Origin of the sequence: Paucidesulfovibrio gracilis DSM 16080 (assembly GCF_900167125.1) — a bacterium.
Lineage (GTDB): Bacteria > Desulfobacterota > Desulfovibrionia > Desulfovibrionales > Desulfovibrionaceae > Paucidesulfovibrio > Paucidesulfovibrio gracilis.
In genome coordinates, this window is record NZ_FUYC01000003.1 from 85,606 (window position 1) to 109,084 (window position 23,479).

The 23,479-nt window shown below is 55.3% G+C and carries 19 protein-coding genes; 14 read left to right on the forward strand and 5 right to left on the reverse strand.

Annotated elements, in window-relative coordinates; all coding sequences use genetic code 11:
- Window positions 1-145: 145 nt before the first annotated feature.
- Together pbpC and B5D49_RS04665 are read right to left on the reverse strand one after the other, a co-directional pair.
- The gene (gene pbpC / locus B5D49_RS04660; protein WP_078716516.1) at window positions 146-2,503 is read right to left on the reverse strand and encodes a penicillin-binding protein 1C; all 2,358 of its coding nucleotides are present in this window, start codon (window positions 2,501-2,503) and stop codon (window positions 146-148) included.
- Window positions 2,504-7,951, reverse strand: a complete 5,448-nt coding sequence (locus tag B5D49_RS04665) for an alpha-2-macroglobulin family protein (protein ID WP_078716517.1) — start codon at window positions 7,949-7,951, stop codon at window positions 2,504-2,506.
- A gap of 98 nt (window positions 7,952-8,049) precedes the next feature.
- On the opposite strand from B5D49_RS04665, the gene B5D49_RS04670 reads away from it, so the two are divergent.
- From B5D49_RS04670 to B5D49_RS04690, 5 genes are all read left to right on the forward strand, one after another.
- The gene (locus tag B5D49_RS04670; RefSeq protein WP_078716518.1) at window positions 8,050-8,268 is read left to right on the forward strand and encodes a hypothetical protein; all 219 of its coding nucleotides are present in this window, start codon (window positions 8,050-8,052) and stop codon (window positions 8,266-8,268) included.
- Between the two features lie 381 nt (window positions 8,269-8,649).
- Window positions 8,650-10,182, forward strand: coding sequence for a two-component system sensor histidine kinase NtrB (locus B5D49_RS04675; RefSeq protein ID WP_078716519.1), 1,533 nt, complete (start codon window positions 8,650-8,652; stop codon window positions 10,180-10,182).
- Between the two features lie 194 nt (window positions 10,183-10,376).
- The gene (locus tag B5D49_RS04680) at window positions 10,377-10,826 is read left to right on the forward strand and encodes a flavodoxin (protein ID WP_078716520.1); all 450 of its coding nucleotides are present in this window, start codon (window positions 10,377-10,379) and stop codon (window positions 10,824-10,826) included.
- Window positions 10,823-11,257, forward strand: coding sequence for a tetratricopeptide repeat protein (locus B5D49_RS04685; RefSeq protein ID WP_144019163.1), 435 nt, complete (start codon window positions 10,823-10,825; stop codon window positions 11,255-11,257). Before B5D49_RS04680 ends, B5D49_RS04685 begins: the two co-directional genes overlap by 4 nt.
- A 2-nt stretch (window positions 11,258-11,259) precedes the next feature.
- Complete coding sequence (locus B5D49_RS04690) at window positions 11,260-11,580, forward strand: tetratricopeptide repeat protein (protein ID WP_078716522.1); 321 nt, start codon at window positions 11,260-11,262, stop codon at window positions 11,578-11,580.
- A gap of 119 nt (window positions 11,581-11,699) precedes the next feature.
- On the opposite strand, the gene B5D49_RS04695 is transcribed toward B5D49_RS04690, so the two are convergent.
- The 3 genes from B5D49_RS04695 to B5D49_RS04705 all read right to left on the reverse strand — a co-directional run bounded on the left by B5D49_RS04695 (window position 11,700) and on the right by B5D49_RS04705 (window position 13,463).
- A complete protein-coding gene (locus B5D49_RS04695; protein ID WP_078716523.1) occupies window positions 11,700-12,059 on the reverse strand; it encodes a hypothetical protein in 360 nt (119 codons plus the stop codon).
- 78 nt (window positions 12,060-12,137) lie between these two features.
- Window positions 12,138-12,932 (reverse strand): nucleoside triphosphate pyrophosphohydrolase, encoded by a 795-nt coding sequence (gene mazG / locus B5D49_RS04700; RefSeq protein WP_078716524.1) that lies wholly within the window; start codon window positions 12,930-12,932, stop codon window positions 12,138-12,140.
- Window positions 12,933-12,971: 39 nt separating this feature from the next.
- Window positions 12,972-13,463 (reverse strand): CvpA family protein, encoded by a 492-nt coding sequence (locus B5D49_RS04705; protein ID WP_159447131.1) that lies wholly within the window; start codon window positions 13,461-13,463, stop codon window positions 12,972-12,974.
- 176 nt (window positions 13,464-13,639) lie between these two features.
- Between B5D49_RS04705 and rfbC the strand changes: the two genes are divergently transcribed.
- From rfbC to B5D49_RS04750, 9 genes are all read left to right on the forward strand, one after another.
- On the forward strand, window positions 13,640-14,218 hold the full coding sequence (gene rfbC, locus B5D49_RS04710; RefSeq protein ID WP_078716526.1) for a dTDP-4-dehydrorhamnose 3,5-epimerase: 579 nt from the start codon (window positions 13,640-13,642) through the stop codon (window positions 14,216-14,218).
- Window positions 14,219-14,547: 329 nt separating this feature from the next.
- Complete coding sequence (locus B5D49_RS04715; RefSeq protein ID WP_078716804.1) at window positions 14,548-15,288, forward strand: cytochrome c3 family protein; 741 nt, start codon at window positions 14,548-14,550, stop codon at window positions 15,286-15,288.
- A gap of 16 nt (window positions 15,289-15,304) precedes the next feature.
- Window positions 15,305-17,302 carry a menaquinone reductase molybdopterin-binding-like subunit QrcB gene (gene qrcB / locus B5D49_RS04720; protein ID WP_078716527.1) on the forward strand — a complete coding sequence of 666 codons (1,998 nt, stop codon included), beginning with the start codon at window positions 15,305-15,307 and terminating at the stop codon, window positions 17,300-17,302.
- Between the two features lie 11 nt (window positions 17,303-17,313).
- On the forward strand, window positions 17,314-18,153 hold the full coding sequence (qrcC, locus tag B5D49_RS04725; RefSeq protein WP_078716528.1) for a menaquinone reductase iron-sulfur cluster-binding subunit QrcC: 840 nt from the start codon (window positions 17,314-17,316) through the stop codon (window positions 18,151-18,153).
- A gap of 12 nt (window positions 18,154-18,165) precedes the next feature.
- Entirely contained in the window at window positions 18,166-19,395 is a 1,230-nt protein-coding gene (gene qrcD, locus B5D49_RS04730; protein WP_078716529.1) for a menaquinone reductase integral membrane subunit QrcD, read from the forward strand.
- Window positions 19,379-20,353, forward strand: a complete 975-nt coding sequence (locus tag B5D49_RS04735) for an acyl-[acyl-carrier-protein] thioesterase (RefSeq protein ID WP_159447132.1) — start codon at window positions 19,379-19,381, stop codon at window positions 20,351-20,353. Before qrcD ends, B5D49_RS04735 begins: the two co-directional genes overlap by 17 nt.
- Before the next feature lie 678 nt (window positions 20,354-21,031).
- Window positions 21,032-21,760, forward strand: coding sequence for an amino acid ABC transporter ATP-binding protein (locus tag B5D49_RS04740; RefSeq protein ID WP_078716530.1), 729 nt, complete (start codon window positions 21,032-21,034; stop codon window positions 21,758-21,760).
- A 59-nt stretch (window positions 21,761-21,819) separates the two neighbouring features.
- Window positions 21,820-22,626, forward strand: a complete 807-nt coding sequence (locus B5D49_RS04745; RefSeq protein ID WP_078716531.1) for an ABC transporter substrate-binding protein — start codon at window positions 21,820-21,822, stop codon at window positions 22,624-22,626.
- Window positions 22,627-22,709: 83 nt separating this feature from the next.
- A complete protein-coding gene (locus tag B5D49_RS04750) occupies window positions 22,710-23,477 on the forward strand; it encodes an amino acid ABC transporter permease (RefSeq protein WP_078716532.1) in 768 nt (255 codons plus the stop codon).
- Window positions 23,478-23,479: the final 2 nt, after the last annotated feature.

Sequence of the window (23,479 nt, forward strand, 5' to 3'; positions counted from 1 at the left end):
TGGTTACGATTCATTTGCGTGAAGAAAAGGCGTTGAGGAAAACATACGAGCGGATCAAGCCACGAAAGGACATCCATGTCGGAGAGGGCCACAACGGGGCGGGGAGGGAAATGGCCCTGGCGGAACGTTGTGTTGGCCGGTGCCATTACTCCACAGTAAAGTGGAGACTATCCCAGCGACCTTGGTCGTCCTGAACCGCGATTTTATGTTTTCCTGTGGCTGGTGGATCCAAAAAGAATGGTTGTTCCTGGTCTGTTGTACCAATTAATGTGCCGTCCAAAAACCAATACAGTTTACCGCTGTCCGGGGGGGCATCCGCGGCAAGCGGGATGCGTTGGTAGCGGGACGGGGTATCCGGCCGTAAGTGATACGGCGTGCCGGGGTCAGGAGAAACGATGCGAAGCGAACCCGCATCCGGCCGAATGGCACAGTCCGGATGCAGTGAAGGCATTTGGGGGACGTCAAGCCCGGTTTCGATCCGCCATGCAGCCAGAGCAGGCGGGTACTGGGTGATGATTTTCGAGTGGTAATCGCGACCAGCCAGGCAGCCGCCGTCAAGGCGCAGTCCGGTAGCGTCGTCAATGAAAATCCGTACATTCCAGTCGTCCGGTTCCAATATGGTGCGGCCGGGGAGAATCGTAGCTGTAATACGCCGACATTCGGTGCGGGGCAATTTACGGCTCCTGGCGCACAGTTCCACCTCCGACAGTTCAAGTGGGGCAAATTCTGGAAGCGTGGCCGCGCTGTCTTCCAACCGTCGGAACAGGTCGAACAGCACTGGTCCGGCGTGGGTGGCCCCGGAAATTCCCTTGGTGGCGTGTCCGTCAAGATTGCCGACCCACACGCCGATGGTATAGCGGCCGGAATAGCCCACGGCCCAGGCATCCCGGTGTCCGAATGAGGTGCCTGTTTTCCAGGCGACTTCAGGAGCCGAGGCTGTGAGCGCCCAGGTGCCGGGCATGTCCGGGCGTTCCACTTCCGCAAGCATGCTGGTGACCAGATGGCAGGCTTCACGGGAAAACAGTCGTTTGCCCTTTTTCCTTTTGGCAATCGGGGCAAAGCGCACGGATTCGTGCGTACCGCCCTGGGCCAACGTTGCGTAGAGATTGACGAGATCCAGAAGGGAAACTTCCCCGCCTCCAAGCACCAGGGGCAGCCCGTAATGGGAGGAAGGTTGGTTCAAGCCGGACAAGCCGCCCGAGCGCAGCAATGCCAGAAAATTATCCAGTCCCACGCGGGCAAGGAGCCGAACGGCCGGAACGTTTAACGAATGGGACAGCGCGTATCTTGCCGTCACTGCCCCGCGAAACGCTCCGTCGTAATTTTCAGGCGCATATCCGGAATAATCTGTAGGGATGTCGAGCAACAAGGCTTCGGGAAACGTTAGCCCCATATCCATGGCCTGGGCAAAAAGGAAAGGTTTGAGGGTGGATCCCGGGGAACGCAGAATCAGGGTACCGTTGATTTGCCCGGAATGCTCATCGTCGAAAAACGCGGGCGAACCCACCATGGCCCGGATCTCCCGTGTGGCGGAATCAAGCGCCACCACAGCGAGAGACTCAAGTCCTTGTTCGCGCAGTCCGCTGGTGTGGGAACGGACCACTTCCTCAGCCAGTTGCTGCGCATGCAGATCTAGGCTTGTTCGCAGCTGAGACCCGGAAATGTGGGACAATGCGGCTCGGGCAAAATGCGGCGCATGCATGGGGAGTGGGGTGAGTCGTGTGGGGAGCGGTTCCCTGCGGGCCTTTTCTCGTTGTTTTTCTGGGAAGTCATTGGTCAGGCGTTGCAGAACGCGAGATCGGACGTTCAAGGCCGCGTCGGGGCGGCGAACCGGGTTATACGTGTTTGGTGCCCGTGGCAGGGCCGTGAGCAGAGCCGCTTCACCCTGGGAGAGTCGGTCCGGGGTTTTGTCGAAGTAAAATCGGGATGCCGCGCCAACACCCACGATGTTGCCGCCGAACGGCGCCATATTGAGCCAGAATTCAAGAACTTCCTCCGAGGTATGATTCCAGCGCAACTGGAGCGCTCGGAAGGCTTCGATCAGTTTGGAACGCAATGTCCTGGGGCGCGGTTCCGCCAGTCGGGCCACTTGCATGGCAATGGTGGAACCACCGCTGACCACCCGCCCGGTAAGAAGATTGTCCTTGACCGCACGGAGAATGGCCAGCGGATTCACCCCCGGGTGGAAGTGGAACCATTGATCTTCGGAGCGCAGCAACGTCTGAACCATGATCGGGGAGACCTCTTCCAGCGTGACGGGAAAGCGCCATTGTCCGTCCAGAGCAAGAAAGGCGCGGAGCGTGTTGCCGTCGCGATCCTGCACCAGTCGGGCTGGAGGGCGGTGAAGCGCGGCTTCCGGAAAAGGGAAAATGGTATTGAGCGCCAAAAAGATCAGCCAAGCGCAGAGCAGCGTGCTGATTCCCGCGAGCGCGAGGCGGTGGAGCGCCTTCGGTATCGGACCGGATCGGGATCCGATGCCGAAGGCGCGACGTATCAACCGCATTTAGAAGTCCTTGGCCACGTCCAGGGTGCCGGTTTCACTCTGAGCAAAGACACCCGGGTCATACATCACCTCGGCACGGACCGGCGGGAGTGTGAATCGGCCGGAGGTCACGGCTCGAACCAGGACATACAGACTCTGCCATTCATCGGGATGTTCCGTATCAAAGGGCAGATCACCGAAGAAGAGCACCCTGTCGTCCCGCAGATCTTGATACACGGCGTTGAAGGGTTGTTCCTTCATCCAGTCCAGACGTTCCGTGGTTGCCAGGCGTGGGTTTTCCACTTCAAGCCCCGTAGGGAGCAAGGCCTGGATGGCCAGATGCGGCAGCGTACCGGCCCGACTGCGGATATCCAGCTTCATGACCAGCAGATCCCCTTGAGTGATCTGGTCCGAAACAGGCGCGCCGTCGCGGTCCAGCAGGCTGCGTCGGACTTCCATTCCCTGGGAGGCCGGTTGGTAGCTGTCGGCGTCGGCAGCGCCTCGTGTCTGCAGGCTGTAGAGCACGGCGCCGGGTGCTGCCGGAGCATCCAGTTCAATACGCAACTCTCCCGGACCGACATCCCGAAGGTGCAGCGGTTCTTCATTGGTGAAAGTACCCAGCTCCGTATCGTTCAAAAGGATTCTGCCATTAAATGGCGTATGCGAGCGTTGGCGCTTGAAAAATGCGCCTAGAGCGCAGAGTCCCATGGCGTTTTCCTGTGTGGTGTGAGTGCCTTGTGCCATGAGTTCCGAAACCTTTTGCACCGCGGGGGCCACGCGGGGATCGTCGGGAGCCGTGTCCAGAAGCGCCAGAAGGATGAGCGCCTGATCACGAAGCGGAGAACCGAGATTGCCACCCCGTTCACGTTCCCCTTCAGGAAGTTGTTCAACCTTGGCAAGCAGTGTGTCGTAGGTTTCCATGTCCCCGACCGAGGCGAAGGCCGAGGCCAGGAGTGTTCCGGTCTGGGCATCAAGTTGATCGCGGTGTTGTTCCGCAAGGAAATGCATCATGCCCCGATCCGGGACGCCGCTTCGGGCCAGGGTGTACAGACCGTAGGTTATGCGCTCCAGACCTGATTGTTGTCTTGGATTTTGGTTTTTTACAAGGGAAGCCGTGTAGGAAAGCGCGGGATCCAGACAGGTGTTCGGCACGGTAAATCCAGCGCGTTGGGCTTCAATCAGGAAGTGGGTGACATATAGGCTCAACCATGCATCGGATTCATACATGCCCGGCCAAAAAGCGAACCCACCGTCGCCCGTTTGCATGGACATGAGGCGCTGCAGGGCATCCTGAACCATGAATTCCGGGCCATGCGTTGAGACGAGGTCCGGAGCAAGGGTGGAAGCCAGTTCCCCGAATCGGAGCAGAGGGAAGGCGCGGGAAGCGATCTGCTCAGCGCAGCCGTACGGGTAGGCGAGCAGGTCACGCAAATCCGAACTGTAGCGGATCAGCGGCAAGGAGCCTGCATGCAGCTCCCGTCGGACGGTGGATGGAACCAGTTGCGCGGAGGTCTCGGGGAGGACGAGGGATTGCTCCTTCAACGTACCGGCTGTTTTGCGATATTCAAAGGGGTAGGCCGTCCGGACCGGGACATCCGTCGTGGTGCGGAACGTTGTTTCCCCATTATCGGCGGAGACGGTGAACCGCGCGGTGCCCTCCTCAAGCGCGGACTGCACGGACAGGGGAATGGTTTGCTCCCGTCCGGCGCGCACGGTTACGTCCTGGGTGTGTTCGGCAATGTCGGCCGGGCCTTCCACAGAGACGTTGAGAGTGATGATTTGTTCTTCTGTGGTGTCGTTGCGCACAGTCACGGGGACGATGGCTTGCTCGTCCAGTGCCAGGAATCGCGGGAAAGTAGGCGTTGCGGAGATCGGGCTTTTGATGCGCGTGACCATGCTGCCGGAGCCGAAGCGTGAGCCGTCCGCGGCAACAGCCATAATGCGCAGACCGCCCTGGAAACCTTCCGGTGCTCTGGCCGCGAAATGTACAACGCCCTGGGCATCAGCTGTAAGCGGACCGGACCAGAAAGTGACCGGCTTGACCCGGCTGATGCCCTCTGTCCGGGCGTAATCGGCCATGGCCGCCATCATGCGCCCACCGCCTGCCGGGGCGTTGCCTTCCACATTCGGCTCGGGGAAGAGCATGGAGAAGATGTCGAAGCTGTCCACGTCCAGACGCCGTTTGGCGTAGAAGAATTCAAAGGGGTTGGGCGTTTTTTGCGCGATGAGTCGCAAAATGCCTTCATCGACGGCCGCAATGGTCACTGCGCTGCCCGGCGCAGTGGTGGCGGTCACTTCGATGGATTCGCCGGGTTGAACTTGTTCAGGAGCCTTGACTCCCACAGACAGCTGGTTCGTGGCGCGATTAACGTTGAAGGGAACAGCGCCGAATGCGCGTGCCGCCTCTCCTGATCGCAGCTCTCCTGCCTGTCGAAGCAAAATGGCGGTTACGTATACGTTGGGGGCATACGCAGCCTTGGCCTGAAAGCGGACCTGAGCCGTGTTTCCGGTAACATTCACGATTCTTGTTTCAAGCACCTCACGGCTTTCCACCGTGACCAGCGCCTTGCCGGAAAAGGGCGTCCGCAATTGGAACGTGGCTGTGTCCCCGGCACGGTATTCATCCTTGTCGGCCTGAATGTCGATTCGGGCCGGGTTTTCCATGGCCCAGGGAGAGAAACCCCATCCGCCGCAGTAGAAGGAAAGTTCCGAGGAGGCACCCGTTTCTGTATCGGTCAGCATGACGCGGTAGCTGCCGAATTCTTCAGGAGTGAAGCGGAAGCTGCCCACGGCTCGTTCTTCGCCCGCGCTCTTGGGAGCCTGAATCGTCAGGTCGTCAATGAGTTGCGGATCGCGGCTGGATTCATAGCGAAAACCGCCGGAAGGGGTTCTGCGTACTACGGTCTGCCATTCGTCTTTGTACAGGCCGGCTTTGAGTTGTCCCTCAGCAGGGGTGCCGTCCGGTGTGATCAGGACGTAGCGAAAAACCACAGGCTCGCCGGGGGTGTAGGCGTTTCGATCCAGTACGCCCAGTCCTGGGTATCTTGGATAAACATGAACCGGAACGCCCTGTGCGCCGCTCACGCCACGACCGCCGTGTTCCCGGACCCTGGCCGTGATATGGGCCTCCAGCGCCGCGGGAGGAGTAAGCCCCTCGGGAATGCTGACGCGAAAGCTTTGGGTTCCTTTTTCATTGAGGCTGGCGTCTTCCAGTGCAAAGATTTCCGTGTTGGGAAATTTTTTGTCCGGATCGCCGAAAACGAAATCGCGGTATCCGGCCGGTCCGAAAGCCATGGGCCGGAGCATCACGCGTGTTTCCAGATTCAACCCCTGGGCCGGAGGACCAAAGAGGTAGCGGCTTTCCACATCGTAAGTCAGCTCACTTCCGGGGGTGGCCATTTCCATGCCGGGACGAATGGTCACTTTGATTCTGTCCGGAACGAATTCTTCCACTTGGTAGCGGTATTGGCCGATGGCCTCGCCGCCAGCCTCAAGCTGGGCGATATAGTGGCCGGTCAGCGCGTATTCGGGAATCTCTCTGGAAAAGTCCACCAGCCCTTGCTTGTTGGTGCGCAGGATCCTGGTATCCAACACACGCCCTTCCGGGTCGATGTGGCGCAGCGTCAGCGGCAGGGAAGGCGGAGCTTGAAGGCGTTGGTCCCGGATGATCGCGGCACCCTGCATGGTTTCCCCGGGCCGATAGATGTCCCGCTCCCCGTAGAGGAACGCACTCAGTCCGCGTTGTGAAAAACCACTGCCTCCGACATCCAGTCCTGTCGTGTCCACCCGGAAGCTGTCAGGAAGCAGGAAACTGAAGTCGTCACCCTGCTCCGCTGTAATCAAAAAGGCCTGTTCACCGTCGAGACGGGCGTTCAGATCCCGAACCCGCCAGAGTCCGTTGCCGTCGGTGCGCCCTTGCGCGAGCACTTGGTTGCGCTGGGAGCGCAACGTCATGCGCACACCGGGTTGAGGGGCCAAAGTGGAAAAGGAATTGACCCAGACGAGCAGCTCATTGGTTCCACGTTTGGCCACCATGCCCAGGTCCGTGACCAATACCCAGCGCTGCTTGCCCCACCAGGAACCGGGCAGCGTCATTCCAACACGGTAAAAGCCTGGTGCATTGCCCTGGATGACGTCGCCAAGGTCAACGCTGGTCCGCACCGGTTCGTTTTTGCGGGCGGAAACGTGCAGGCTTCGCTCCTTGATCCTGTCCCCGAGAGATTGGTTCAGTCCGGACGGATTGAAATCGGGGTCGAAGATGGTCCAACCGTAGTCCGCGAAAAGCCAGAACAGGTTGTTGCGGTAGACACGGTCCACGGTGAGTTCCACACGGTCCGTGTTTACGGTTTCCAGGGAGAGGTTTCGTGCTCCGTTTCGGGAGAGGAACATGCCGTCATCAACAAATCCGGCTGATGGAGGCAGGTCCGGCATGCGTAGCGAACCATTCCAGGCTTCCTGGAGGACCGCGCCGTCCACGGCGCGCAAGCCCTCTTGCAAGCGGACTTGGTACTCCTGACCGGGCATAAATTCGCCACGCAGGAACAAGCTGTTGCCGTCGCTGGTGAGACGGTATTCCGTAGGCGGCGTCACCTGAACGAAGCTTTCGCTCCGTTTGGAATCAACCGCGGTGGAAAGATCAATTTTGATGTTGAAATGGTTTCCCTGAGGGACGTTGTCCACAGATTGGGCATGCAGTACCGGGTCAAGCACAACCGGGAAGGTCCGTACCTCGTCGTGTCCCAACGCGAGGCTGCCGGGCTGGGGCCGGAGCTTGCCGGAAATGCGCAGGGTCAGCTCTCTTGGTTGGGGGAGCTTTTCCACGGGGGCGCTGCGAAAATTGATCTCTCGGCTGCGCCATCCGTTCAGCACCGTAATTTCCAGCGGGGTTTCCGAAAGAGGATCGTTGAGGGATACGGCGTTAAGGAAATCTTCAGGCAGGACCGGAGCGTTAAAGCGAATCGAACCTTCCAAGTGGATTAGTGTGGGACCGCCTTCCGCCGGTGTGGCGTGAAGCTTCAGGGCGTCCATGGAAAAATTGCCGGTCTTGAACCGGATTTTTCGATCACCGGTAAAGGTTTGCCCTTCTTTTAAAAATTTTTCCGGGTGCAGCTTGACAGTGTAGCGGGTGGCCAGCTGGAAAGGCTCCTCCGCACGGTAGGTCATGCTGTACGGGCCGGTCCAATGCCATTCTCCGGGATGGTCGGGGGAGATCACCGCAGGCGCTTCCACTGGTTGGCCTTGGCGTCCTTTGCCCAGAGGGTAGCTGAACTCCAGGGTGATGTCCCGACGATCCGCAATATTGATGGTCGTTTCCGTTACTGCAATGTTGGCGGGATCATCTTTTGTCCCCACTTTGGACGCGTTGCCGCCGAGGAGCAGGAAGGTTTCCACGGCCACGACAAGCAGCAGCAAAATGATGAGAATGTTTTTCACGTCTTTGGCTTTGGCGGCCAGAGCGGTTGCGGACATGGGAAATCCCCCGAAAGGTACGGTTGATGGTTTTACAAAATGAATTCGTCAGGAAAGGTTTAACGTATTTCGGGATGCCGCGAAAGAGTGGGCGGGGAATGAATTTTGCTGAAGGTTTTGTGCGGAAAAACATTCCTCTTCAATATCCTGTGGAGATTTACGTGCGGCTGAGCCTGATTTGCATTGTGATTACCGTGCTTCTGGTGTTGGGGATGGAGCGACTCAACAGCTCCCCGAACATCGGGGGAGAGTGGCCTCCGGAACCGGATTATGGTGTGATCGTGACCAACAACGGAACGTTTTACTATGTGGAATAGTCGAAAAAACATGGCGGTTGTGGCTTCGGTGCTGTTGTTGTGTTTGGCGATGCCCTCCGATGGATTCCCAGCGGACTGGAAAGCGCAGGAACGGGCTTGTCGGGCACAATGTCCAGCATTTCCACGGTACAGTGGTATTGAGACGCAGGCGGAGTATGCGCGGCGCATGCGTTTGCAGGCCGCGCACGACCGTTGCTTCATGCGCTGCGCCCGAAACTCGGCCGAGCGATTTTCTCCTTCTTTTACTCCGGTGGATGAGGCGGCACGTGCCTATTATCGCCGCAATGGAGTGCGAGTCCCCAAATAATCCCTGTTGCTCCCCGGCTAACGGCGGAGACAAGGGTACGTAATCCGGGTATGCGGAGGGCAAAGGAGGTCCGCATGTCCGATTCCAACGTTACCCGCCTGAAAAATCTTCAAACTGATCCGGAAAACCTGACAGAAAGCGTTGCCTGCCTGTGGGATGATGGGGAGCGAGTGTTTCGCGTGGGCGTTCTTGGAACCGGTCCGGGCTTTATGGCTCTTCTGGACGTTGCCAGGAATCCTCTTTTTTTGGAATTTCTCCCTCCTGTGGAAATTTTGGGCGTTGTCCGGCATGGCCCGGGAACCCAAAAGGTTGCGTATGCCCGCTCGTTGAATATTCCTGTTTATCCAAGTTTAAGAAAACTTATTCACGCCCACCCGGAGATGAACATGGTGGTGGATCTTACCGGGGAGCGGGTGGTTGGGCATGCCGTGCATGATTTACTGGACACAGGAGTGTCCATTGTGGATCAGGATGCCGCTATTTTTATTTGCGGGTTGCATGACATGGCCAGAGCCAACACCCGGTTCAGCAATGATCTGGATCGGCAGCGGCATTTATTGCAGGCCATCATTGATGAAGTCCGCGAGGACATCATGTTGCTCGATTTGGACGGCAATGTCGTGGATATGAATCGCAATGTCTGGCGACGAACCGGCAAGGCGAAATCCGAATTAACGGGAAAACCTTGCTGGCAGGTGCTTACCAAACGTGATGGCAAGCCGTTTTGTCCCGAATACGACACCGCGTGTCCTTTGGGTGAGACGTTGCGGACCCGCCGCAAGGCTGAAGCGCTCGTCAATCGTGTGAGTGCCGGGGGGCGGCTTCTCTACTATCGCGTTTATTCTTATCCGGTGTTTGGCCGAAGCGGCGCATTGACCCATGTAATGATGATGCATCGGGACATTACGGCCCGTACGCATCGGGAGCAGCAGCTTCGCCAGACGGAAAAACTGGCCGTGGTGGGGGAGATGTCTACGTACCTGGCCCATGAAATACGCAACCCGCTTTGCGCCATCGGTGGATTTACCCGTTCCCTGTTGCGATCGTCCAATCTTTCCGAGAAGGAACAGGAAAAAATACGCATTATTGCAGAAGAAACAGCGCGTTTGGAGGGATTGCTTTCCAGCATCCTAAATTTTGCTCGTCCAGGAAACATGCCGGTGGAAGAGGTGGATATCGCGACCTTGATCCATGGCACCACCGAATTGATGCGCATTGGATACCAGCAAGCGGGCTATTCGTTTACCGTGGCGGTGGAAAAGGATGTGCCGTCCGTTCGTGGAGAGGCGGAATCTATAAAACAGTGCCTTGTGAATTTGATCAAAAATGCCATGGAGGCCATGCCCGAGGGGGGAGATATCGAAGTGGTGCTGGACCGCCGGCACGATTTCGTGCGTCTGGGGGTTCGGGATCATGGCGTGGGCATGGACGAAGAGGAACAGGATAAGGTGTTCAGTCCGTTTTATTCCACCAAACCCGAAGGAACGGGGTTGGGATTGGCCATGATTAAAAAATTGGTGGAAGAGATGGGTGGGCATATTGATTTGCGGAGCAGCCCCGGACAGGGAACGGCCTTGTATCTCTATTTCCGACCGGTGCTTGAATAGGCGTAATGAGTGTTTAACCTAATGAATTTTATGTGATATCGTTGCAGGAAAAGCGTTTTATCTGGACGTATGCCGTTTCTTTTGTCGTGATCGGACAGCAAAAGATATTTTTTGCTTGCATGTGAAATTGAATTTCATTATCAATCTGTGCAGGCGATAAATACAACCGTTCAGTCTTGCAAAGGAACGATACGATGAAAGCATTGATTGTCTATGGTTCAACGACCGGTAATACGGAGACAGTGGCGGATTGGATCGGTGATTCACTGCGGTCCCGGGGAGTGGAAGTAACCGTGGCGGACGCTGCGGAAACAGATGCCGAGGGCATGGCCGAAGGGTATGATGCCGTGCTGTTGGGGTCGTCCACCTGGGGAGACGATGAAATAGAGTTGCAGGACGACTTTGCCGAATTGTTCGACGATTTGGACAAGGCCGGGCTGCAAGGAAAGCCTGTGGCCGTATTTGGTTGCGGCAGTACGGATTACACTTTTTTTTGCGGTGCCGTGGATGCCATTGAATCCAGGGCGGAAGACCTGGGGGCGCATATTGTCGGATCTTCCTTGAAAATTGACGGGGATCCGGAACAGGATGACGTGTTGGCCTGGACCACGGAAGTTGCAGGCTTTTTCCAGGGGGCGCAATGAGCGGTTGTTCGAAATCCTGCGGAAGATGCCGGATGTTGGGGCGGGTCGGCGACTTGTGCCGAAGCGGTATGGCGCTATGCGCCGCCCAGGAACATGAACTGGCGGAACGTGTGTTGCGCATGGCCCTGGACTTGGTGCGGGAGTATGATCTTGGGCCGATTTTGGAGGCTAAGACCGCCAACAATTTGGGACTTGTGTATGCGGCGATGGAACGCGAAAATCAGGCCGGATCACAGTTTGCCAGAGCGTTGCAGTTGATCAGGGGACGAGTGGGAACGGACAATAAGCTGTATCGCACCGTAAACAATAATTATACTCAGGTAATTGGACAACAGGTCCGACAGTATAAAAACGTAGTGGATGAGTGCGCCGGGCGTTGCGTCTCGGCCCGACCCGACTTGATAGTGGGCGCGTGCGCCTGCGGGAGGTAGAAATGCCGGAATTGAAAGCCATTGCCGACTATAACAGGCGTGCCATGCGTGCGGCCGGGGAAGGCCGTTTGGAACAGGCGTTGCTCAATTTGTCTATGGCCTTGCGGTTGGCGCGGGAAATCAGACGTGTGCAGCTGGAGTCGTATTCCAAAGGCAATATGGGGCTTGTCTACCTCATGGCGGGAAAGCGGCGGGAAGCCGCAGTATGCTTCCGATTGGCCCTGCAGCGAGCCAAAACCGAATGCGGCTCGGATCATCCCCTGTGCTATGCCCTGAAAAATAACATCAGAAAAATGTCGGTCCGTCAGCGTTCCGCTGCGTAGCGAGACGACATGGAAGGTGGCACTGATTCATTGCTGCCGGAAATCGTTAGGACAAACGAAGCCCCATTCCTTTTCAATGCAAGGAATGGGGCTTTGGTTTGGGCGTGCTGTCCAGCTGGTTATCCGTTTTTGTTGACGATTCCACCCAGCCCGGCATGAGCGCCGAGCACTTGTTCCTGGAATGCCATATTCGGATCTTTGGCTCCGGTTATGGGGTCGGAGTTCATGGTATTTAGGGTCTGTGTCACGACAGCGGCTCCCATGGTTTGCTTGTCGGCCAGGGGATCTCCGCCGGTAAGGTTTGCCAGCTTCAGTTGCAGCCCTTGGCTCAACTGGGTAGCCAGGCTTTGCATGGCTTCGCTGCCCGGGAGAAGACCTCCGGGCTTTCCCATTTCCACAAGAGGGTTCTTGACCAACGCACGGGCCACATTGGACCAGTCGGCCATCCCGCCTGCGGAACTCCCTTCGATGCCGGACATGAGCAGGCCTCCTTTTGCGGGACAAAACATCGCCCTACCGTCCTATCGGCGATAAGTGCGGCTATCTTTAGGGCTGATTCATTCTTTTTCTTCTTGTTTGGCCCGACTCCACAACATTTCCATTTTTTGTGAATCTAGATCAGAAAACTCCTGCCCCTGGGCGCGGGCGTACGCTTCCATTTTGGCAAAGCGGGAGAGGAACTTGCGGTTGGCGAAGTCCAGGGCAGCATTGGCCTTGATACTGCGACGCCGTCCCAGTTCAACCAGGGTGAAGAGATAGTCGCCGAATTCTTCCTGGCGCTGTTGTTCGGTCCCTGATTGGTCAGCCTTGGTCCATTCATCCCATTCCTGATCAAGTTGCTCTTCCAGCTGGGTATCGTCTTCCCAGGTAAATCCGGCTCGAGCGGCTTTGGAATGGATTCGATACGCTTTCAGCAGCGGAGGAAGTCCGCTGGGCAAGGAATCGAAGACCCCGGGAAGCTCTCCCTGATCGCTTTCTTTTTCATGGCGCTTGATTTGTTCCCAGGTACGCATCAGTTCGGCCTGATCGGTGAATGTCGTGTCGGAAAAGACATGGGGATGGCGTCGGACCATTTTGGCCCGAGCAGTGTCCAGCGCTTCATGGAGCTGGAAGTCGCCTTGTGATTCATATAAATGCGCGATGAAAAGAAGCAGGAACAAAACGTCGCCCAGCTCTTCCCGTGCTTCCTCAGCATTGTCGGAGCGGATGGCGTCCACCAGCTCAAAAGCCTCTTCAACAACATAGTCGCAGAGGCTCAAAGGGGTTTGCTTTTTGTCCCAGGGACAGCCTTCCGGTCCGGTAAGAATCGTTACGATCTCCCGAAGTCTTTGAAAAGAATCGTTGTTGGACATGATGGTTCGTTTACTGTTGAGGTTTCGGAAAAAAAGGGGCTATCCCACACCGTGCAGAAAACGCAGGAGTCCCTCGGGGAGGTGCGTTTCCAGGAGACGAACACCCGGCATAAAAAACGGCGCCATGCTGGAGTTGTGGTACAGCGCGGTTCCTGGCGCCAGGGAGCGGACTATAAGAATGACCATGGAGCAGACCGTGTAGCCTTCGAATAGGCCAAATACGGCGCCGAGACCACGGTCAATGGCTCCGGCGGGTGTGAACTTCAGAGCCTGGGAAATCCCTTTGCCGAGCAGCCAGACAAGACCCACCGCAAGCAGGAATGTGACCAGAGTGGCTGCGGCTTCGACCGTTTCCGGGCTGTCGATATGAACGCCCAGGTGTGGGGCCACATATGCACTGAGATGTCGGGCCGCAAGCAGACCGAAGAAAACAGCTCCAATGGATAGAGCCTCCAGAGCCAGCCCATGGAGCAGACCACGAAAACCAAGTAAAATAATCAAGGAAAAAAGAATGACGTCAAGTGTGTTCATTGGCACTCCCGCGATGTTCTGGAGAGCAATTAGCATTGCGCTGATCAAAAGGGAATACATTCGTTTTTTTTCGGCACGTCTTGTGCTAGTTCGGGGGAGGCGATAGACCAACAACCGGAACACATTAACGCATTCATGACTGGCGACCTAGTCGCCGTTTTGAGGGAGCAAGAGAAATGCAGGTTCGTGAAACGGAGTTTCCAGGGCTGAAGATTATTGAGCCGCGAGTCTTTCAAGATGATCGGGGTTTTTTTTTGGAAAGCTTTAACGCACGTGTGTTTGAGGAATGGAAACTGCCGGTTGCGTTTGTTCAGGACAACCACGCCTACTCAAAAGGGATCGGGGTGCTGCGCGGGCTTCACTATCAGGCACCGCCGGTCGCTCAATCCAAGCTCATATGGGTGACGCGGGGCGAGGTGTTGGATGTTGTGGTGGATATCCGCAAGGGATCACCCACGTTCGGCCGATGGACGAAGTTCCACCTGTCTGCGGAAAATTTTATGCGTCTGTTCGTCCCTGCGGGGTTTGCCCACGGCTACCTGACACTCACAGAGCACACGGAATTTATGTATAAAGTGGATGCGCCGTATGCACCGGAAACAGAGGGGGGCATCCGATGGGACGATCCTGATTTGGGCATTACCTGGCCCAAGGTTTGGCAAGGTCAGGGACCGGTACTGTCTGCGAAGGATACGCGCCAGCCCCGGTTTCAGGATTTGGAGTCTCCATTTACGTTTCCGGTGGACAAAGAATAGAGGGGGAATGATGGGGTAACCTCTCGCATGCTCGCAACCCGTATATTCTGTGAAAACTTTATCAGCTTGAAACAGGGAAAATGCTTTCATGTGGTGTTTGTCCGCCTGAGTCGTACCTTCTGCTATTCTTTTGCGCATAGCAATGTCCCGGGGTAAAAAGACTTATTGCCTGAAATGTATGGAGCTTTACGGTAGGTCAAGGGATTCGAAACCTCGTGAAATTTTTCATATTCTCTTGACACGGAAAAGTTCTGTGCCGTAAAGGAACGTAATTCATTTGGCCGTTTTTTGTGATTTTTCAAAAAACTCTAGGAGTGATGGGGCAGGTTATGGAGGAAATGAGAGCATCGAAACAGTACGGTGGAGCCCTTCCGTTCCTGCTGGGTTTCCTGGTGGTTGCGGTGTTGGGGTGGGTGCTGTTCCCCGACGTCCTGTTTCAGGACAAGGAACAGCCATTCCGCTTCAGTCATGTGACACACGTGGAGGGGCAGGGAATGCTCTGCGAGGACTGTCACTACTTCCGTGAGGACGGCACCTACGCCGGATTCCCCACGAACGAAGAGTGTGCCATGTGTCACGACATCGGCGACAGGCAGGAGCTGTATGACGCTCTTGTCGAGGCCGCAGGAAGCCCAGACAAAATCGAGGATGTGCTTACGCAGGATGAGGGGCCTGAAGCGCTGGATTACTTGATTTTGAGCATGGAACCGGAGGACATCAAGGCCGAGCGGGCGTTCATCGTCAAGTTTCTCGCGCAGGGCAAGGAAGTGCCCTGGTACAACTATCAGTACCAGCCGGACAATGTCTTCTTCTCACACAAGGCACATGCCGATCTGACCATGGCTGCGGCGCAAGGCGGAGATCATGGCGAAGCCGAAGCCGCCGAGGCCGACGAAGAGACCAATTGCAACCTTTGCCACCTCAAGGACATTCATCTTCGTTCCGACACGCCTCCCTTCCAGGAGAATGTGATCAGCGGCTACAGCAAGATGACCATGAAAATGTGGCAGTGCGAACGGTGCCATGCTCAGATGCACCAGAGCAACGCCTGCTACGTGTGCCACAAGTAAGAAAAGGGGTGCTGCAATGGGTTTGAATCGCAGAGCATTCATACAATTCTCCGTGGGTGGCACGCTTGGTCTGCTGGTCACCCCCGTGATTTGGAAAACTTTGGATGACGTTTCTATCTGGACCCAGAATTGGAGCTGGATTCCGAAACTCAAAAAAGGTGCTGAGGAGCGCGTCCAGGCCATCAGCAAGCTGTGTCCTTCGGGATGTGCCTTGCAGGTTGAAACCGTGGGGCGTGAACCTTATGCCACCACGGGCGACGAGGACAATCCTCTGAGCAAGGGCGGCCTGTGTCCCATCTGTGCGGACGCAGTTCCCATGCTCTACAGCCCAACTCGGGTGGCCGGACCGATGGTCAAGACCGGGGACGGGCAGTACGAGTCCATCAGTTGGGATGATGCAAAAAAACTGCTGGCTGATAAGCTCGGTGCAGCGGGTTCCTCGGTAGCCGTTGTGTCCGGTGACGATACCGGGTCGGGCAACGAGGTGTTCTCCGCGTTGCTGGCCGAACTGGGAAGCGACAAATATTACATGATGCCCAGCCCGCAAATGGCCGCCACGCGTGCTTGGAACGGGCTTATGGGAGGACAGGGCCAGATCGGCTATGACCTCGACGGTTCTGACTTCGTGTTGTTTGCCGGTACCGATGCCCTGGATTCCTGGGGACCGACCGTCAGCAACATGAACGCCTTTGCCGAAAGCCATCCGGCAGGGCAGGAAGCTACGGCCACCTACGTTTACGCTGGACCCGCCCGGAATCATACCTCCTCGGTATGTGACCAATGGGTGCCGGTGCATCCCGAGGGTATGACCGCTTTCCTGCTGGGGTTGGCGTATAATCTGATCACGGACGGCAAGACGCTGGAAAGCGGCGACTTCGCTTCGTTGCGCAGCTTGCTTGCTTCGAAATTCTCTCCGGCTCAAGTTGAAAAGCTTACCGGAGTTTCCCAGAAAGCCTTGGCCGAATTGGCTGCCAAGCTCCGCAATGCTTCGGCCCCGGTCGTTGTCGCGGACTATGCCAACAGCACGGCGACGGCTGCTGCCGGTATCATCGTGAATATGCTCCTGGGACGCTTGAACGCCCAGGGTGGCATGGTGGCCTTGCCGGAAGTCGATACTGCCGTAGGATCCGCTTTGGATCGGGTGGCCAGGTTCGAAAAGGACTTGCTTGCCGAGTTGGCTGACGGTGCATTCGCTCCTAAAGTCTGCTTGGTCTATGATGCCAACCCGGTGTTTGGTCTCCCCCAGTACGGTGTGCAGCTTGCTGAAAAAGCTGGATTTACCGTGTCGTTTAGTACCTTCAAGGACGAAACGGCGGCGGTGGCGGATTTGGTTCTGCCCGCAGCCCATCCTTTTGAGCGCTTTGATGACTTGGTAAATCCCTTTGGCGTGGCCAATACTACCTATGTGGCGTCGTCCCCAGTGATCAAGCCGACTTTGGATGTGCAGGGTGCACCGCAGTTCCTGCTGGAACTGGCCGCAGATATGGGCTTGGATCTCGGATACGAGACCTTTGAAGAAGTGTTGGAGGCCAAAGCTGAGGCTGCCGAGGCTGCCGTGGGAACTGTTGGATCGTATTCGGTCGGCTTAGGGCTTTCCGCTCTGGCTGCAGCCGATAAGCAGTCCGGTGGTACCGCGCTGTATGCCTACACGCAGTTGCACATTGGAACAGATAAAGTGGCTACGACGCCGCATAACCCGACCACCATTCGGGATACCGAGCTGCAGGGTAAAACCATGTATGTTCGCGTCAACTCGAAGACGGCTTCAGCCAATGGTTTGAAGCAGAATTCCAAGGTGCGTCTTAGCGCCAACGGCGCGGAATGCGAGGCTCTTGTTCTTGTGGACGAGGGCGTGATGCCCGGCGTGGTTGCTGCGCCGCTCGGCTTTGGTCACACCGCCTGGGATGAATTCTCCAAGGGCAAGGGCGGCAATGTCTACAAGCTCCTGACTGTGAGCGCCGAGCCTGGTGGGTCCGCCTGGACCGGCTCCGCCGTGACCATTGCCAAAATGTAGGGGGGACCGAAATGCAAGTAAAAGAATTCAAAATCAAGTGGGGCATGGTCATTGACATCGACAAGTGCTCGGGCTGCGGCGCGTGCATGGTGTCTTGTCAGGTCGAAAACAATATCGCCCCCATGACGGCGGAGGATCCGCACAATCATCTGCAGATGATGACCACGGATCGCGATGATCCCTCCAATAAGTTGCGCACGCTCACTTGGCTGAACGTCTACGAGCTGAACAACGGAAAAGACTTCCCCGAGCATGATGTGGCCTACCTGCCGCGTCCGTGCATGCAGTGCGGACATCCGGCCTGTGTGCCTGTGTGCCCGGTTGTTGCAACGGAAAAAAACGAGGAAGGCGGCATCGTCAGCCAGATCTACCCCCGTTGCATCGGTTGTCGGTACTGCATGGCAGCCTGCCCCTACCACGCCCGTTACTTCAACTGGTGGGATCCGTTGTGGCCTGACGGAATGGATAAGACGTTGTCTCCCAATACCTCGGTGCGTCCTCGTGGCGTGGTGGAGAAATGCAACTTCTGTCATACCCGTTACCTCAAAGCCAAAGATCGCGCACGCGAAGAAGGGATTGATCCCATGGATCTGCCTGAGGGCTATTACGTCCCGGCCTGTGTCGAGGCTTGCCCCACTGGTGCCATTGTTTTTGGTGATTTGAACAATCCGGATCACAAGGTGCACCAGCTGTCCCAAAGCCCTCACAGCTTCCGGCTGTTGGAGAAGTTGGGATTGGATCCGCAGGTTTACTATATGAGCAAACGCGAGTGGGTGCGGGAGCAGGGTGACAACCACGCCGCCGGCGACCACAACACCGCGGTCAAACAAGCCTCTCACGGCCACGAATAAGGAGGAGGGATCATGGATAGCAAACTCTTCCCTGAAGGCACCACTCGGTGTTCTTTCGGCCAGTACCTTCTTTGGCTCGGTTTCATCGGGGCCATCCTGCTTTGGGGTGTATACGCGGCATTTCTGATCCTCTATAACGGGATCGGTGTTACGGCCATGGACAACTATTTTGGGTTCGCTCTGTGGATTACGTTCGACCTTGCCGTGATTGCTTTGGGGGCCGGTGCCTTTTTCTCCGGTTTCCTGAAGTACATTCTTAAGATCAAGCAGCTTGAGAAGATTATCAACCTGACGGTTATCGTCGGTTTCATCTGTTATTCTGGTGCAATGCTCATCCTGACCATGGATATCGGACAGCCCGGCCGCGCTTGGTTCGGCTATTGGCATCCCAACGTCCACTCCATGCTCACTGAAGTTATCTTCTGCATCACCTGCTACTGCACCGTGCTGATCATCGAGTTCGTTCCGCTGATCCTGGAGCAGAAACAGCTCAACCGGAATAAGTTCATCCACTCTCTGGCGCACAACATGCACGTCCATATGGCGCTGTTCGCGGGCATCGGCACATTCCTGTCCACGTTCCACCAGGGTTCTCTTGGCGGCATGTACGGCGTGCTGATTGGACGGCCTTATGCCTTCCGTGATGGCTTCTTTATCTGGCCGTGGACGTTCTTCCTGTTTGTGCTTTCCGCGGTGGCTTCCGGACCTGTCTTTACGGTGCTGGTCTGCACCCTGATGGAAAAGATCACCGGTAAAAAGCTCGTGGAATACAAGGTGAAGGCGCTTATGGGTAAGATCGCTGGATCTATGCTCTGCCTGTATCTCTTCTTTAAATATCTGGACACCTGGGCCTGGGCCACGGATGTTCTGCCGCGCATGGGCTTTACATTTGACCAGATGTTCTATCAGGTGATTTACGGCCAATGGCTGTTCTGGTCCGAGTTGATCGTCTGTGGTTTGGTCCCGGCTGTTTTGTTGATCGTGCCGGCATTCCGCAATCGTCCCTGGCTGCTGTACACCGCGGCATTGCTTGATTGCGCCGGGATTGTGATTAACCGTTACGTGTTCACCGTCCAAACGCTGGCTCTGCCGGTGATGCCCTTTGACAAGTGGTACACCTACGCGCCCAACTGGTCGGAGTATGCCACCAGCCTCATGATCGTGGCCTATGGCATGCTGGTGCTCACGTTGTCCTATCGGTACCTTCCGGTTTTCCCCCAGGAGCGTGAACTCAATTCCTGACGTTGATCCGTCATTGAAATCTACAGACCCGGCCACACTTGTTGGTCGGGTCTGTTTTTTTTTATGGCGCCAGTGCCCTGGAATCGTCCTGCGGGGAGGTTGTTTTGTTTCTTGCGAGGGAGGGTATCCGGGACTTGCCAATTATTCGGAAAACAGAAAGAATCTCCAGCCGTATCGTTTTGATCGTGCGTATCAGGGAGTAAATAAGATGTCGGAGCATGTTGTGCCAAATCAATTCTTGGAAGGGGAATTTGTTGCCCGTGTGGATGAGTGCGGGCCGGATGGAAGGGTTCGGATCAGCAGTCTTGTTAATTATCTTCAGGAAATGGCATGGCGTCATGCAGAAGCATTAGGATATGGGCGTCAGGCCTTGTTGACGACGAATCGGGCATGGGTTTTGACCAGGATGCGGTTGGTCTTGAGTCGTGCGCTCGGTCCCGGAGAGACGCTGCAGGTTCGAACCTGGCCTTCCGGGCGTGATAAATATTTAGCGTACCGTGATTTTGTGGCCTGGAGCGGTGAAGGCGAGGAAGTCTGCCGTTGCACTACGGCTTGGGCTCATATGGATGTTACAAAGCGTAAAATGGTTTCATTGCATGAAACTGCTCCCTTCCCCAAGGATCCGGAACGGAGTTTAACATTTACCACACGTACGATTCCAAAAGTACGAGAAGGGACACATTCCGTGGCCATTATTTCTCGACAAAGTGATCTAGATTTGAACGGACACGTCAACAATGTTCATTTTGTGGAGTGGGGCATGGAGAGCGTCCCGCGTTCTTGGCATGAAACGCACTTTTTTTGCGAAATGGACATCACTTTTCGGCATGAATGTCTGTCGAATGAAGATATCACCAGCTCTTGTGTGCCGGATGAAGCCAAATCCAGCGTCTTGCACGTGGTAAAACGTGACATTGATGGAGTAGAACTGGCCCGAATGCATTCCATTTGGCGGTGATAATGCAGTCAATGAGAATTGAAACTGTCGGGGTGACGAACGTGGTTCGTCACCCTTTTTTTCAGCTGATCAACTGGTGGTATGTCGGAATACGCCAAACAGTATGGCTTTGAATCGTGAGAAATTAAGTGCTGCTTCAGTCTAGGTGAGCGAGAATCATGGCCGTATGGTTCAACGCGATGGTGTATATACTTGTAATCTATTGATATAATATCGATTATATGCAAGTGGGAACTGGGGTAATCCTTCGAGGGTATGGTGGGAATATAGCGTGAACAGCGATTTTATTTGTTAGAAGTCTGAATTGCAGGGAGGACCAATCAATTTTTCCGGTGAAAATTGAAACATAATAGAAAAAAAGAGATCGTCGTCATGGGGGAAAAGCAAAATTAATTTGCAGAAATTTTCATTGATCGGACCAAAAACATCTACGGGAAAGGCAAAACAATTGACCGTTTTTGGAAGACCCGGGCCATTGTTTTTTGAAAAATAAAGACGAAATACACTTCGTTCTGCGTAGGCGCAAAAGGGTAGTATATTGGTATGAGTCTTGACTTTTCAAGGGTTTTCATTAATGTTTCGGACGTAATTTGAACTGTCGGGTCGCTGCCGCTCAGCGAACATTCCGGCGGCGACTTGCTGATAAGGAAATATATCACACGCAGCGTGGAGTTTTTTATGGCAATGATCGAAGTGAACGATTTGCACAAATGGTATGGGGATTTTCACGTCCTTAAAGGCATCAATGAAAGCGTGCAGCAGGGGGAGGTGCTGGTTATCTGTGGACCCAGTGGATCCGGTAAGAGCACATTCATCCGCTGCATCAACCGCCTGGAGGAGTACCAAAAAGGAACCATCCTGTTTGACGGCAAGGACATTCACGATCCTAATGTGAATATCAATACCCTGCGGTCTGAAATCGGCATCGTTTTTCAGCAGTTTAACCTGTACCCACATCTTACGGTGTTGAAAAACGTCACGCTGGCTCCCATTAAAGTGAAAGGCATGGATAAAAAGGCTGCGGACGAGCTTGGATTGCAGCTTTTGAATCGTGTGGGAATTCATGACCAGGCTCATAAGTATCCTGCAGAGCTTTCCGGCGGTCAGCAGCAGCGTGTGGCCATTGCGCGTGGTCTGGCCATGGAACCGAAAGTGATGTTGTTCGACGAACCCACCTCGGCTTTGGATCCGGAAATGATCAATGAAGTGTTGAATGTGATGAAGGATTTGGCTCGTGAGGGCAAAACCATGCTTTGCGTGACGCACGAAATGGGATTTGCCCGGGAAGTGGCGGATCGGGTTATCTTTATGGATTATGGTGAGGTGCTGGAACAAAACACCCCCTCGGAATTCTTCAAAAACCCCCAACATGAGCGCAGTAAGCAGTTTCTGAAGGAGATATTGTAACAAATGCCGTAAACGTTATGCGGTAGAATGAACCCCTAACTCGTCAGGAGGGATGCAGTATGAAACGGTTGAGTGTTGTTCTTGCCTTGGTGCTGGCGCTGGTTTTCAGCGTGTCCGCGGCCAATGCCGGAAAAATGGAGGAAATCAAGGAACGCGGCACCCTGATCTGTGGTGTGAAGGACTCCGTGAACCTGTTTGGCTTTGTTGATCCCGACACCAACGAACTGGTCGGTTTCGACGTCGATATTTGCAAATATATCGCCTCGAAACTCGGCGTAGATGTAGAATTTAAAGTCGTGACTTCGAAGAACCGCATCCCCATGTTGGCGCAGGGATCCGTTGATATGCTGGCCGCCACCATGACGCACAAGTTCTCGCGCGACGAGAAGATCGACTTCTCCATCACGTATTTCATGGACGGTCAGAAGTTGTTGGTGGAAAAAGGCTCCGGCATCATGTCCACCGATGATCTGGCCGGCAAGAAGGTTGGAACCGTGAAGGGATCCACTTCGGAAAAGAACATCAAGACCGCCCAGCCCAAGGCGCACGTCATCTCCTTTGACGAGTATCCCCAGGCTTTCCAGGCGCTCAAGCAGGGCAAAGTCGTTGCTGTGACCACGGACTCCGGTATCCTGGCCGGGCTGAAAGCTGGTGACGACCATCCTGAAAATTGGGAAATCGTGGGTGAATTCTTCTCCGCTGAGCCGTATGGTCTGGGCGTCCCCGAGAACGATTCCGATTTTCGGGATTTCGTGAACAAGACCCTGAACGAAATGTGGCTGGACGGCACGTACCATCAGCTTTTCAAGAAGTGGATGGGATACGACCTTCCCGCTGGTTGGGAAATCGAACAGTGGCCCATGTAGCCGCTTGATCGGTCATTCTCGGGCCGGGGGCGCTCAGCGCTTCCGGCCTTCTTCTCCAACCATTCAACAACGGATCAAGAGTCTTGCAGTACCAGTTTGATTGGATAGCGACCGTTACGGGAGAGCCGGGCCGATGGCTTTGGGAAGGCTTCGTCACCACTATTGAAATTTCATTCATCGGCATTGTGTTTGCCATGTTGTTGGGCATCGCCATCTGTGTGCTGCGCATGACCCGGTTCAAGCCCTTTGTTTGGTTTTCCGTGGCTTATACGGAATTTTTCCGCAACACCCCGCTGCTCGTGCAGATTTTTTTCTGGTATTTCGGTGCGGGAGTCATCCTTCCCGAAGCTCTCAATGATTGGATCAACCAGCTGTACTATTGGTTCCCTGGTCCATTCGCCTTTGGGGGGACCGAGTATACGGGCGAGTGGATGCTGTTTTCTTCGGAGTCCATGAGTGTGGTGATCGCATTGGCCGTATATACTTCCGCTTTTATTGCTGAGGAATTGCGTGCCGGTATTTTTTCCATCCCCAAAAATCAGTTGGAAGCATCCAGGGCAACGGGGCTGACATTTTTGCAGTCTTATCGATACGTGATTTTGCCGCAGGCCATCCGTATCGTCGTGCCGCCGCTTATTTCCCAGTTTTTGAACCTGATCAAAAACTCCTCCCTGGCGATGGCCTTGGGCGTGACAGAGCTTACGTATCAGGCCACCCAGATCGAATCCTATCATGGTTTGGCCTTTGAGGGCTTTACAGTGGCGACGTTGATTTATCTGATCATCTCGCTTGTCGTCTCACTGGCTATCAACATGTACAATAAGCACTTCATGCTGCAGGTGAAATACTAGGG

Excerpts from the sequence above, each read along its gene's own strand:
- B5D49_RS04665 (WP_078716517.1), bottom strand. The coding sequence starts at position 7,951 with ATGTCCGCAACCGCTCTGGCCGCCAAAGCCAAAGACGTGAAAAACATT.
- rfbC (WP_078716526.1), top strand. The coding sequence starts at position 13,640 with ATGCAGGTTCGTGAAACGGAGTTTCCAGGGCTGAAGATTATTGAGCCG.
- B5D49_RS04670 (WP_078716518.1), top strand. The coding sequence starts at position 8,050 with ATGAATTTTGCTGAAGGTTTTGTGCGGAAAAACATTCCTCTTCAATAT.
- qrcC (WP_078716528.1), top strand. The coding sequence starts at position 17,314 with ATGCAAGTAAAAGAATTCAAAATCAAGTGGGGCATGGTCATTGACATC.
- B5D49_RS04695 (WP_078716523.1), bottom strand. The coding sequence starts at position 12,059 with ATGTCCGGCATCGAAGGGAGTTCCGCAGGCGGGATGGCCGACTGGTCC.
- B5D49_RS04680 (WP_078716520.1), top strand. The coding sequence starts at position 10,377 with ATGAAAGCATTGATTGTCTATGGTTCAACGACCGGTAATACGGAGACA.
- B5D49_RS04685 (WP_144019163.1), top strand. The coding sequence starts at position 10,823 with ATGAGCGGTTGTTCGAAATCCTGCGGAAGATGCCGGATGTTGGGGCGG.
- B5D49_RS04690 (WP_078716522.1), top strand. The coding sequence starts at position 11,260 with ATGCCGGAATTGAAAGCCATTGCCGACTATAACAGGCGTGCCATGCGT.
- pbpC (WP_078716516.1), bottom strand. The coding sequence starts at position 2,503 with ATGCGGTTGATACGTCGCGCCTTCGGCATCGGATCCCGATCCGGTCCG.
- qrcD (WP_078716529.1), top strand. The coding sequence starts at position 18,166 with ATGGATAGCAAACTCTTCCCTGAAGGCACCACTCGGTGTTCTTTCGGC.
- B5D49_RS04745 (WP_078716531.1), top strand. The coding sequence starts at position 21,820 with ATGAAACGGTTGAGTGTTGTTCTTGCCTTGGTGCTGGCGCTGGTTTTC.
- B5D49_RS04715 (WP_078716804.1), top strand. The coding sequence starts at position 14,548 with ATGGAGGAAATGAGAGCATCGAAACAGTACGGTGGAGCCCTTCCGTTC.
- B5D49_RS04675 (WP_078716519.1), top strand. The coding sequence starts at position 8,650 with ATGTCCGATTCCAACGTTACCCGCCTGAAAAATCTTCAAACTGATCCG.
- B5D49_RS04705 (WP_159447131.1), bottom strand. The coding sequence starts at position 13,463 with ATGAACACACTTGACGTCATTCTTTTTTCCTTGATTATTTTACTTGGT.
- qrcB (WP_078716527.1), top strand. The coding sequence starts at position 15,305 with ATGGGTTTGAATCGCAGAGCATTCATACAATTCTCCGTGGGTGGCACG.
- mazG (WP_078716524.1), bottom strand. The coding sequence starts at position 12,932 with ATGTCCAACAACGATTCTTTTCAAAGACTTCGGGAGATCGTAACGATT.
- B5D49_RS04740 (WP_078716530.1), top strand. The coding sequence starts at position 21,032 with ATGGCAATGATCGAAGTGAACGATTTGCACAAATGGTATGGGGATTTT.